Here is a 12,835-nt window from a genome sequence, read left to right on the forward strand (position 1 = left end):
CCGCGTGGCAGCAGGCCACCGCCAGCGGCAGGCTCAACAGGCAAAGCAACGGGCGAAGCAGCAGGCGGGGCTGGATTCTGATCATGGGTGCGGGCAATCCGTGCAGTGATGGGCGGGCGCGTGGAGCGAAAGGTTACCCGAAAAAGAACGGGCCAATCCTCACATAAATTTCCGCCTGCCCGGTTCGGCCTGGTCACGGGCGGCACCGCCGACACGAACGGCTGGCCGCGTCAGGGCGGCAGCACCTCGAACACCAGCACCTGGGTCACCTGCGTGGGCAAGAAGTTGTTATCCGAAATGAACACCAGGCTATCGTGGCCGTTGGCCAGCTTCGGCCCCCATGCCACGCCTTCGAGGTTATCCACGCGATCCAGGCCCAGCGTGTCGAAGTCCAGCACTAGGCGCTTGGCTGCAGGGATGACGCCGGGGGCCGTCTTGAGCGACGCCACCTCCCGGATATCGCTGGCCTGGCTGAGATCCATCTCGTAGAGCCGGATATGAAAATCGAACACCCCATCGCTGCCCTGCACCCCCGATCGCTCCAGCGCCAGCAACCGCTGCTGGTCCACCGCCAGGATCTCGGACACGCCGTTGTCGGCGTAGCGACCGCCCGCAGCAAAGCGAATCGGATCGAGCAGGTAGGCGTATTGCGCCAGCATGGTACCAGCGCGGCTGATGCGGCTGATGCGCACCGGCGCGCCGTGCTTGTGGGTGGGCCGCTTGCCATCCTGATACAGCGGGCCTTCCATCGCCAGCCACAGGTCACGCCCGTCGACCGAAAACGAGAGGCCCTCGAACGACAGGTTGTTGCGCGAACCCCGCTTCTGCCCGGGGTGGACGTCGAACATGGCATCACCGGCAAGCTGTGCGAGGAATCTACCGTCGCGGTCGGCCTGGCGCACCCACGGCGACATGCCGAAGTGACGACTGCCCTCGCTGGTGACCCAGATGCTGGCGTCGCGGGGATCGATGCGGATCGATTCGAGGTCCGGGATATCGCCCGCCCGCTTGCCACGCTCGGCCGCGCCGGGATAGAGCGAACCATCGGACTGCCGGAACAAGCGCACATCATCCACCGCCAGTCGATGGAAACCCTGCAGGTCGTATTGCAGGCGCAGCACGTAGAAACGGGCCGGGTTGATCTCGGAACGATCATCGCTTTGCGCCACCCAGGTATCGGTGGTGGCGTCGTAGTCGATGCCCGACAGCCCACCGATGACGGTGTCGCGAAATGGCTGGTTCAGCGCGATGCGCTGCTCGCCCAGCAGGCGCAGGCTGCCGACCCGATGAACACCCGCGGCCTGCGGCGCGACCTGGGCGCACGCCGCCAACACGCAGCATGCCATGAGTATCAGCCGCAGATAACGAGACTTCCATTTCATAGCCATTATCCGTAGGACGACAAATTCGGAAGGGTTGCCGGCGACATTGCCAGCGCTTCCATATTGCCGCTGTATTTCCACCATCATATTTGAACATTCCCACCTGCCCCTGAACGGCCGAAAAAAACCCTGCTTCGCCGACGCGCAAACCTGCCCTGCGGCCGTTTCAGGGAGGAATCGCGGCGCATCCATTGCAACCCGCCGCACACGATCGATGCGGCCGCGTGCTCCCCATCAACCTGCCGCGCGGGCAGGCGCCCGACACGTTCAACCCGACCCTGCCCAACCCGCCGCCCGCCCCTGATGACACTTTTGCATCGGTTCCACGCAGTGAGGAATGTTGAGACATTCGTGCGGCGAATTGCCCTAAAGTCCGTTCACGCCAACGCCTCGCCGCGTCGGCCTAACAAACCAGCAGTGTCGATAGCCCGGAATTCTCGCCGGGCGATAAAAAAAAGGAAGCGACGTGGTGGCCTCACTCAAAACAACAAAGCAGTGGCGCGCAAGCTTGCGCGTGGGGGTTGGACAGCGTGCACGGCGCACGCTATGGGTCATCGGTCCGGTGGTCGGGCTGGCCGCCACCGCGGCCCATGCCCAGAGCCTGCCGGGCGCTGGCGAACTGCTACGCGACCTGCGCCCGGTGGTGCCACTGGTGGCGCCCGGCAGCCAGGGCCTGCCACCGGAATCGCCCGCCGGCGCGCCGACCGTCCCGGCCGATGCCAGCGGCGACAGGTTTGCCGTCAGCGGTTTCCGTATCGAAGGCGCAGTGGCGTTTTCGGCCGAATCGCTGGCCGGCCTGTTGCAGGACCTGATCGGCCCCGAGCGCAGCCTGGCCACACTGGACCAGGCCGCCGCCCGCATCACCCGGTTCTATCGCGAGCATGGTTTCCTGCTGGCCCGCGCCTACCTGCCGGCCCAGCAGCTGGACCAGGGCCTGGTACGGTTGCTGGTGCTGGAAGGACGGCTGGGCGAGATCCGGCTCGACAACACATCGCGCATGGACAGCGCCGTGCTGCGGCAACGGCTGGACCGGATCGGGCTCGGCTTGCCGCTGGCAGGCACGCGGGTCGAACGCGAACTGCTGCTGATCAACGACCTGCCGGGAGTGGCGGTGCGCTCGGCCCTGACCCCGGGCAATTCGGTGGGCAGCACCGACCTCGAAGTACAGGTGAGCGACGAACGCCAGGTCGCAGGCGAGGTCAGCCTGGACAACCACGGCAACCGCTATACCGGTGCCACCCATGCCAACGCCGCCCTGGCGCTCAATAACCTGCTGGGCATCGGCGACCAGATGCAGTTCAACGCCATCACCGCCGGCGACGGCTTCAATTATGGTCGCCTGGCTTACCAGTTACCGCTGGGCGCCAGTGGCGCCACCATCAATGCATCGTATGCGGCCATGGCGTATCGGGTGGGTGCCGATTTCTCGCGGCTCGATGCGGCGGGCAATGCACGGCTGGGCACCGTGCTGCTGGCCTATCCGCTGGTACGCAGCCGGCGCCTGAACATCGGCCTGCAGTTGCGCCTGGAAACCAAGCGCTTCGAGGACCGGGTAGGACTGATCGATTCGCGTCGCAACAAGCGCATCGACGCCGCTACCCCGGCGCTGACGGTGGACAGCACCGACGGCTGGCTGGGAGGCGGGCAGAGCCGCGCACTGCTGGGCATGACCCTGGGTCGCCTGCACCTGGACCAGGCCACCTCCGAGGAAGACCGCATCGGCCACCGCACTGCCGGTCGTTTCGCGCATGGCAGCCTGCAAGCGACCCGCCTGCAGGCATTGGGATCGCAGTGGGAAGGCCTGCTGCAGCTCAGTGGCCAATATGCCACCGGCAACCTCGATTCGGCCCAAAAGTTCTCCATGGGCGGCCCCTATGCGGTGCGGGCCTACCCCTCCGGCGAAGCGCCGGCCGACGATGCGCTCATGCTCAATGTCGAATTGCGGCGCGCGCTGGGCCCGCAGTGGCAGGCGTTCGCCTTCGCCGACGGCGCACGGGGACGCCTGAACCACACGCCGCTGGCGGCCGACGGCGCCAACCTGCGCAACCTGTCCGGGATCGGATTGGGCGCACGCGGGACCTTGCCGCACGGATTTCGGGCACAGGCCACGCTGGCCTGGCGCACCGGATCGGCCGCCACGGCCGAACCCGACAAGTTGCCGCGCCTGTGGCTGCAGCTGGCCAATAGCTTCTGACTCCCCTCCCGACAACCCCTAACAGGACCTCGCCATGCCTCGCCTCCTCCGTCCCGCCGGTCGTGCCGCCGGCCAACCCGCCCTGCTGGCCCTGCTGCTGGTGGCAGCCGGCGCTGGCGCCGCCCCTGTTGGCGGTGTCGTCAGCGCCGGCAATGGCAACATTGCCAGCAACGGCAGCGTCACTACCATCAACCAGGGCAGCGACAAGCTGGCCATCAACTGGAACGGCTTCAACATCGGCAGCGGCGAAACGGTCAACTTCAACCAGCCCTCGCGCGACGCCATCGCATTGAACCGGGTACTGGGCACCGGTGCCAGCGAAATACTGGGCCAGCTCAATGCCAACGGCCGGGTGTTCCTGATCAACCCCAACGGCATCCTGTTCGGCGCCGGTGCCAGCGTCAATGTGGGTGGCCTGGTAGCGTCGACCCTGGACCTGTCGGACCAGGATTTCATGAATGGCAGCTTGCGCTTCGGCGGCACGGCCGGCAACGTCACCAATCGCGGCCGCATCACCGCCAACGATGGCGGCTTCATCGCCCTGCTGGGCGGCCAGGTCAGCAACGAAGGCACGCTCACGGCACGGCTGGGCAACGTCACGCTGGCCGCCGGCAGCGCCATGACGCTCGATTTCAATGGCGACGGCCTGCTCCAGGTGCGCATCGACCAGGGCACCGCCCAGGCCCTGGCGCAGAACCGGCAGATGATCGTCGCCGACGGCGGCACGGTACTGTTGAGCGCGCAGGCGGCCGACGCCCTGGCACAGGCGGTGGTCAACAATACCGGGGTGATCCAGGCGCGCAGCGTTGGCCAGCGTCACGGCCAGATCGTCCTGCTGGGCGACATGCACAACGGCCAGGTCAATGTGGGCGGTACGCTCGACGCCTCGGCCGCCACTGGCGATGGCGATGGCGGTTTCATCGAAACCAGCGCCGCCCGCGTCAAGGTGGCCGACGACGTGCAGGTCAACACCCGCGCAGCCGACGGTGCCACCGGCACCTGGCTGATCGATCCGGTCGACTTCACGGTGGCGGCAAGCGGCGGCGACATCAGCGGTGCGGCCCTGAGCACCAGCCTGGCCGGCAGCAACGTGGTCCTGCAAAGCAGCAGCGGCGCCAGCGCCGGGCGCGGCGACCTGCTGGTCGCCGACCGCGTCGGCTGGAGCGCCGACACCACGCTGACACTGACGGCGGCCAACGACGTCAAGGTGCAGGCCGATATCACCGCCACCGGCAACCATGCCGGACTGGTCATCAACGCCAACACTGCCAATGGCGGCAGCGCCGCCAGCGGATCGGGGCGCTTCACCGTCAGCGACGCCGCCATCACCCTGTCGGGCAGCAATCCGAGCCTGGCCATCGGCGGCAACAGCTATACCGTCATCAACGACCTGGCGGCGCTGCAGGCCGTCAACGCCAGCCTGGACAATGTCACCACCCGCTACTTCGCACTGGGCAGCAATATCGATGCAAGCGCCACCGCCAGCTGGAACGGCGGCCTGGGCTTCGTGCCGCTGGGCGCCTGGGGCGCCGAGTTCCGCGGCATCTTCGACGGCCTGGGGCACACCGTGTCGGGCCTGACGATACAACGCCCCTCGACCAATGCGGTCGGCTTCATCGGCTACACCAGCGGCGGCAGCATGGTGCGCAACCTGAACCTGGCCGAGGTCGACATCAGCGGCAACGAGAATGTCGGCGGCGCCGTCGGCAGCAGCTACGGCGAACTCTATAACGTGCGCGTGACCGGCACCGTGGCCGGTGGCAACAACGTCGGCGGTGTGATCGGACAGAACTACACCCGCAGCGAGCACATCATCAACGATGCCACCGTCTCGGGCGTGACCAATGTCGGCGGCGTGGCCGGCGCCAGTTCCGGCCAGATCGTCGATTCGGTGGGCAGCGGCACGGTCAACGGCACCGCCTACGTGGGCGGCCTGGTGGGCTCGAGCAGCGGCATGGTCAGCAACAGCTATGCGTCGGGCAGCGTCAGCGGCAACCAATACGTGGGCGGCCTGGCAGGCTACAACGTGTCGGGCTCGCTCATCTCCAACAGCTACGCCAGCGGGGCGGTACATGCAGCGATCGACTACCAGGGTGCACTGGTGGGCTACAACGGTGCGCTGTCCCGCATCAGCGCATCGTTCTGGCTGGACGCCAACGGCGTCGGTTATGGCGGCAACGACGGCGTCATCGATGGCCTCTCGCGTGGCCTGAGCACGGGCCAGGCCAGCCTGGCGTCGACCTTCGCGGCAGCCGGCTGGGACATCGGCAACAGTACCGGCACCAGCATATGGCGCATCTACGACGGCAATACGCTGCCGCTGTTGCGCAGCTTCCTGCGCCCCACCACGGTCACCGCCACGGCGGCCGTGCGCGACTACGATGGCACCACCGGCGGCGTACTGGGCTACACCACCTCCAATGGCGCGCTGCTGTCGGGCGCCCTGGCCTACACCACTGCCGCACGCGATGTAGGCACCTACACTGCCGCCGCCGGCACGCTCAGCCTGGGCGGCCTGTACTCCGGCCAGCAAGGCTACGATATCGCCATCGCCACCACGGGTGCCGGCGTACGCATCGTGCCAGCCACGCTGACGGTTACCGCCAACGACGCCAGCGCCACGGCCGACGTTGCGTGGAGCGGAGGCAACGGCGTGACATACAGCGGCCTGGTCGGCGGCGACAGCGCGGCGTCGCTGACCGGGTCGCTGGTCTACGGCGGCAACGCCCAGGGCGCCAGCCAGGCCGGCCAGTACCGGATCAGCATATCGGGACTGGGCTCGAGCAACTATGTGCTGCGCTACGCCGAGGGCACCCTGACGCTGCGCGCCCCGGCGCCAGTGCCAGTGCAGGTCACCGCGGCAGCCGCCGCAGCCACCCCGGCCGCGCGTGGCGAATCCTATAACGCACCGGTGGCGCTGCTGCCGCAGGGCGGCGACCTGGCCCACGGTGGCGAGCTGTTGCTGCGCATCGTCGGCGGCGGCATCCGGCTGCCGCAGGGCCTGGCCGAAACGTTCTGAACACCAGCGGCGGCCTGATCGACAGGCGCCCGCCACGACTTGAAAAGGAGAATCAAATGGCATCAGTATTTTCAGCCGCCTTTGCCATGCCACTGCTGGACTGCCTCTTCGAGGCAGACCAATCGGCCACGCATTGCACCTACCAGGTCGAACCCGAGGTCTATGGCAACATACACAACGTGTATGTGGTCTGCATCGCCGACAATTCGGCGGTGACCCAGATCCGCGCCGGACTGGTGATGAAGTCGGACCTGGTCCACACCGACGCCATCTTTCCCTATGCGGTCACGGCCGCCATTGCCGCCAGTCCGATCCTGTCGGGCAAGATCGAGCCGCAGCGCTGCACGTTCTTTCCGGCCCGCATCAAGGTCGACGGCCCTCCCCTGACCGAACCGGAAATGCTGCAACTGCTGGCGCAGCATTACTCGCAATTCTCGTTTCGCCGCGCCAACTGAGTGCCCGACATCGAGCGCCCTCCACGGGAGCGGCATCGCCGGCATGGCACGAACCTTGCAAATAGCTGACAACCCCGGCTGCGCGCCGACCGGGCGCTGATGCGACGGCCTGGCCTGGCGCCATCGGCCCGATCCCGGCGCCGATACCGCCGGGCCCTGGCGCCGACACGGCAATGGCCAGGTCTGGACAATACGCATAAGGGAATTCATGGTTCTCGTCAGGATCTCGGGAGAATCAGGACTCTCGTTGGTGGAACAGATCGTCGAACAGATGAAGAAGCTCATCGATGACGATGTCGTGCGCGACGGCAGTCGGGCGATGTCCATCCGCAGCTTTGCGCGCGACCACCACATCAGCGCCCATACGGTGGCGCAAGCCTACGATCGGCTGGTCGCCCAGGGCTATTTCCAGTCGCGTCCGCGTAGCGGCTTCTTCATCACCAGCCCGCACGACTATGGCACCCGGCCGGCCCAGAACGATGACGATCGCGAACCCGACCATCTTTGGCAACTGCGCTCGCACTTCACGCTACCCCAGCAACGACTGTGCGCCAGCAGCGGCCGCATGCCGTCGGATTGGATCGATGGCGACCTGATCAAGAGCGGCCTCAAGGCCCTGGCGGCGAAGGTCGACTCCAACCTCGGCCAGTATGGCGACCCGTACGGCTACAGTCCCTTGCGCAGCCTGCTGCAGGGCAAGCTGCTGGGCCTGGGCATCCATACCCAAAGCGACCAGGTCCTGCTGACCAATGGCGCCTCGCAGGCCGCGGACCTGGTCATGCGCCACCTGCTGCGACGCGGCGACAAAGTGCTGGTGGACGACCCCGGCTACTTCAACCTGTTCAGCAACCTGCACCAGTACGGCATCCGCCCGATCCCGTTGCCACGCCTGCCGGACGGGCCAGACCTGGACCGGCTCGACGCCCTGGCGCGCGAACATCGGCCAGTCATGATGTTTACCCAGTCGATGCTGCACGCGCCGACCGGGTCCTGCATCTCGCCGGCCAATGCGCACCGCTTGCTGAAGCTGGCCGAGCAGTTCGATTTTCGCATCGTCGAGAACGACGTCTATTGCGACATGCTGGGTGTGCAGCTGCCGCGCATCGCCACGCTCGACCAGCTGTCGCGAGTGCTGTATGTGGGCAGTTTCTCCAAGACCCTGTCCTCGGCCACCCGGGTCGGTTTCATCGCCGGCGCGGCCGAACTGGTGCGCGAACTGTCCAACGTGAAGATGGTGGCCAGCATCACCGGCAGCCAGATCGATGAGCGCCTGGTATATCACGCGCTCACGGCAGGCCAGTACCGGCGTAGCGTCGAGCGACTGCGGTTTCGCCTGGCCGACAGCCAGCAGGTCGCCTGCGACCTGCTCGAAGGCGCCGGCTTCGAGTTGTTCTGTCGCCCGCTCGGTGGCAAGTTCGTCTGGGCCCGACACCCGGCCATCGACGACTCCGAAGACATCTGGCGCAGCGCCGCCGCGGCCGGCATCCTGATCGCGCCGGGCAAGGTATTTCGCAACAACCTGCAGGCAACGCCATGGTTCAGGCTCAACGTGGCCTATAGCGGCGAGCCGGCCTTGGCCAGGTTCCTGGCCGGTGTCTGCCCGCCGGCCCACGCCTGAACCAGGCGGCGTGCCGGCCAGGCAGCGCCCCGCCACGATCTCTGGATTTCTTTTTCCATGCCCTGGAAAACAGGTCGACATGGTGCATACGCGCGCGTTTCAGGTGCGGCGCGCATCGCCCGGGTGCATCGTCGGGATCGCTGTGTTGAGCAGGCTCCGGCGCGGGCGCCCTGGCTTTTCCAGGTCCCGTGCGCACGGAATATTTTTTGTTGTACCGCCACCACTCGGGCACGAAGAAATACGGCTGCCCCACAGGCTGCTTCTTCCGGTCCTGTGCGCATCTGTACTGCTGGCTGCCCTCGATTTTCTCTAACAGAGAGCCTCCCGTATCGATACGCTCACGCACGCCGCGGGGGCACTGCTGCCCTGTCGATGATCGACGTCGGGCCGCAGCCGGGCGCCCGCATCGACGTCGGCGCCGACACCCCGCACGTATACGCGGGTCGCTGATCGAAACGTGTATCGAATTCCCACCAGTACAGCCATGCCGGTTTTCCCTGGCTCTGTCTACCGCTGCATGTCGTCACGCTCACTACCATGCGTTCATCCATGAAAAACGGGCTGGCCGAAGCGGCCGTGGCACCGGATGGATCCCTGCCGCCGGGGGCGGCCAGGAACCTTGCACCAAAGTGCTTTTACATGCTGTTCAATCTAAAGGGGTCATCAATGAAGAAGTCAATACTGGCATTTGCCGCTCTCGCTACCGTCACCGGTGCCGCGTGTGCACAAAGCAGCGTCACCATCTACGGCGTGGTCGACATGGGCTTGAAGGTCGAGAACGCTGGTTCCGGTACGTACCTGGGCATGGACAGCGGCAACCAGAGCGGCAGCCGGGTCGGTTTCAAGGGTACCGAAGACCTGGGTGGCGGCCTCAAGGCCAACTTCGTGCTGGAAGCCGGCTTCAACGCCGACACCGGTGCCCAGTCGACCGCCGGCGTACTGTTCAATCGCCAGTCGTACGTCAGCCTGTCGGGCGGCTTTGGCGAAGTCAAGCTGGGACGCACCCAGACCGTGGTGTATTCCAACGCGGCCGTGTTCGACCCGTTCGGTGATACGCTGGCCGGCGACTCCGCACGTATCTTCAACTATGGTGGCAGCCGTACCGACAACACCGTCAACTACAGCTTCGCGGCACAGAACGGCATCAACGGCCAGGCGGCCTACAGCTTCGGCGAAGTCGCCGGCAGCACCAGCGCGAACCGTACCGTCGCCGGCGCCATCGGCTATGCCGCAGGTCCCGTGGCGGTGGTGCTGACGCACCAGAACACCAAGAACGCCACCGGCACCGATGCCGCCAAGACCACGCTGTTGGGCGGCAACTACAACTTCGGCCTGTTGCAACCGTTCGTCGCCTATGCCATCAACAAGGGTGTCGGCACACTGGACACGCGCGATGCGCTGGTCGGCCTGAACATCAACCTCAGCGCGGCCGACGTGATCATGACCTCGGTCATGCACAAGTACGACAAGTTCGCCGCACATCGCGACGCAACGCAGATCGCACTGGGCTACAGCCACATGCTGTCCAAGCGCACCAACCTGTATACCAGCTGGTCGCGCCTGTCCAACAACTACAACATCAACTATCGCGTCACGCGTAACGGCGCCGCCGATAACCTGTTCAACGTCGGTATCCGTCACAAGTTCTGATGCAACTCATTTGACATCTTGAGGGGGTGGCGGCCTTGAGCCGGCCGTCACCCGCAGTGCCAGCGGTGATTTGATGCGAACGGATCACGGCTTTGGTCCGGCGTGCCATGGCACGGCCGGATTTTTTTGCGCCGCGCCGCTACCGGACAGCTAGTACGGCGCAAAAGGAAGCAGCCGCTCGAGATAGTGCAGATATTCCGCCAACGGCCCGGCATGCAGCAACTGTAGATAGCTCATTGCTCTTTCCCTTATCGATACGTGACGATCTCAGATCACCTTGACGAACAGGCCGGCCACCGCGGTGGGGATGCTCATGTGGGTCAGCTCATAGGCAAGTTGGAACAGGTAGGGCATGTCATTCTCCTGGCAAATACCCGGGTCGTGGGGTGATGCATCCGGGTTGATTGCATCTTGCCCGCGCCCGGTTACAGCAGCATTGCAGCAGCGTGCCTGAATGTTTCACTTGAAATCCGCAGTGACGCCGGTCGGCATCACTTCTCATAGGCGTTGCCGCTTTCCAGCGGATCGTCCATGTAAAACGCCATGAAAGTCTTGCGGGACGGATGTCCCTGCGGGCATTTGTCGAACGACCACATCACCGATGACAGGCGTTGCTCCCGGCCTGGCTGCAGGTCGCTGGCAAACAGGTGGGCCGCGCCCAGCGTCATGAGCGTGCGCCCCACCGTGCCGTAGTCCTGTGCGCGCAACGCAATAGACGGGAGGTGAGAGTTGTATGTCCGGCTGTCGGGTTGCGCGGCAATCTCTCCATCCAGCTCGAAGTCCTTTTTCAGGTAGGCGGCCAGCCATTCGTGCAGTGGCAGCTCACCGGCACCAAGCGCGGTGGCGAGCAACAACCTGGCATCGTGCTGCAGCGGATGGGCCGCGTCCTCGGCTGCGGCATGAAGCTCCTGCAGCGTGACCAGCGGCAACGCCTGACGCCCTGCCCTGCGATTGGCGTCGATATGCCGGGCGACCTGGATCACCGCTTGCGGCGGCAGCTCCCGCCCCCGATCCTGGCCGCTGAGGAGCTGCTCGACGACCGCCCTTACCTGCCCGGGATAGAGCGCCTCGCGCAGCAGTTGCTGTTGTATCAATTGACGTGGCACCGCATTGCGGTGAGGTGGACGCCGGTAGCCGGCAGCCACCGGCAAACGGCGTGCCGGTTCGGGTGATTCGCTCGGAATCTGCATATCGAATGGATGACTCGATGGGGCGCTGGCTTTCATGATGTCATTGCAGTGGACGTTGGACAGTCATGAGTGGCGATGTTGCCGATCCGGGTTCCTGCCCGACGCGGCCCGCCGGGCCTGCGGGCCCGGCGATCCCGGCGGGCTGCAGATACAAAAAAACCGCCTGGAGGCGGTCGAAGGAACCAGTGGGAGCTGGCTTATGGATAGACGATAGAGAAATTCACCGCGCTGGTCACGCTGCCGGCGGTGGCCGGGCCGGTGGCCACGTACTTGGCCAACAGCGGAATCGTCGCCTTGCCGTCCGTGGTCGACTGGACGACGGCCGTATTACCCGGTGCGCGGATGGCGGTATTGGTATTGCGGTCAGCCACTTGCACCATCACATTGGTCGCGGCGCCGGTGGTGGCGGTGTTCTTCAGATTGCCGGTGGCAGCATCGAAAGCGCCGCCTTCGAGCCTGATGGCCACGTCCTTGGAAGTCGATCCGCAATTTTCCAGTTGCACGTCGAAGGCCGTATCGCCCGCGGTGGTATTGGCGGCGCTCAGGGCCGACGCACTCACGCGCGGCAGGGCCACGGTCTGCGACTTGCCGGAGGCGCCGTAGGTGCAGGTGCTGGCGACCACCGAACCGGTGAAGTTGATGGTGCCGTCAGCGGCGAAGACCATGGCAGGCGACAACAGGGCAGCAACCAGGGAAGAGATCACGATCGATTTCATGGAAAACTCCTAATAGAGAATACACAGGTCAATGGCGAGGCCCTTGTCGCTCCGGCTTGGTCTTGCATCGCAAGCTGCCTGCCAGGCGCATGGGGTTTCTGTGGTGACGGCTCGCAAAAGACGCTCTCGACTTGCTTGGCTTGGGCATCCGTTGTTGTCATCACTTGTAGCCATCTTATCGATTCGATGATTCATAAAATATGAGAAAAGTCTCGAAAGATGCCCGACTTTTCCGCTCTGTTGCGGCATCCAAGGTGCGCAATGAATGACGGTGGAAAACGCAAAAAAGCCACCCGAAGGCGGCAAAAGGGAGAATGCGAGGTAATGACAGTTGATCAGAGCAGCCCGACATAATGGCCGAGATGTTCGGCCGCGCCCACTGTGCGGCCGGCGATCTGGATGAACGGATGGAGGACGGTGAGGAGCATGTCGTGGATCATGATGTTCTTCCTTTGAAGAGGGCCTGCGGTATGCGTCTGGCCATGTAGACATCATGCCGATCGGCGGTTTCACGCTTGTTTCAGCACTCCAGCCGAATGTTTCGATTGAAACCATCCGCCGTAAAAAAACCGCCCGAAGGCGGTCGAAAGAACCAGTGGGAGCTGGCTTAT

The 12,835-nt window shown here is 64.9% G+C and carries 8 protein-coding genes; 5 read left to right on the plus strand and 3 right to left on the minus strand.

All coding sequences use genetic code 11. The features are described from left to right. Positions 1-230 precede the first annotated feature (230 nt). Positions 231-1,382, minus strand: coding sequence for an esterase-like activity of phytase family protein (locus PMI40_RS11825; RefSeq protein WP_008115515.1), 1,152 nt, complete (start codon positions 1,380-1,382; stop codon positions 231-233). A gap of 469 nt (positions 1,383-1,851) precedes the next feature. Here PMI40_RS11825 and PMI40_RS11830 point away from each other — a divergent pair, with 469 nt between their 5' ends. From PMI40_RS11830 to PMI40_RS11850, 5 genes are all read left to right on the plus strand, one after another. Beyond that, the gene (locus PMI40_RS11830) at positions 1,852-3,576 is read left to right on the plus strand and encodes a ShlB/FhaC/HecB family hemolysin secretion/activation protein (RefSeq protein ID WP_157221510.1); all 1,725 of its coding nucleotides are present in this window, start codon (positions 1,852-1,854) and stop codon (positions 3,574-3,576) included. A 34-nt stretch (positions 3,577-3,610) separates the two neighbouring features. After that, entirely contained in the window at positions 3,611-6,595 is a 2,985-nt protein-coding gene (locus PMI40_RS11835) for a filamentous hemagglutinin N-terminal domain-containing protein (RefSeq protein WP_008115520.1), read from the plus strand. Between the two features lie 56 nt (positions 6,596-6,651). Then, a complete protein-coding gene (locus PMI40_RS11840; protein ID WP_008115522.1) occupies positions 6,652-7,050 on the plus strand; it encodes a hypothetical protein in 399 nt (132 codons plus the stop codon). A gap of 250 nt (positions 7,051-7,300) precedes the next feature. Next, entirely contained in the window at positions 7,301-8,668 is a 1,368-nt protein-coding gene (locus tag PMI40_RS11845) for a PLP-dependent aminotransferase family protein (RefSeq protein ID WP_238540937.1), read from the plus strand. A gap of 666 nt (positions 8,669-9,334) precedes the next feature. After that, a complete protein-coding gene (locus PMI40_RS11850) occupies positions 9,335-10,318 on the plus strand; it encodes a porin (RefSeq protein ID WP_008115527.1) in 984 nt (327 codons plus the stop codon). 491 nt (positions 10,319-10,809) lie between these two features. Here the strand turns inward: PMI40_RS11850 and PMI40_RS11855 are convergent, their stop codons facing one another. Both PMI40_RS11855 and PMI40_RS11860 read right to left on the minus strand, forming a co-directional pair. After that, positions 10,810-11,544: a hypothetical protein gene (locus PMI40_RS11855; RefSeq protein ID WP_008115529.1), complete on the minus strand. Its 735-nt coding sequence runs from the start codon at positions 11,542-11,544 to the stop codon at positions 10,810-10,812. A 161-nt stretch (positions 11,545-11,705) separates the two neighbouring features. Beyond that, positions 11,706-12,224: a fimbrial protein gene (locus PMI40_RS11860; protein ID WP_008115531.1), complete on the minus strand. Its 519-nt coding sequence runs from the start codon at positions 12,222-12,224 to the stop codon at positions 11,706-11,708. Positions 12,225-12,835 lie beyond the last annotated feature (611 nt).

This window comes from Herbaspirillum sp. YR522, from assembly GCF_000282575.1.
Classification (GTDB): domain Bacteria; phylum Pseudomonadota; class Gammaproteobacteria; order Burkholderiales; family Burkholderiaceae_D; genus Herbaspirillum.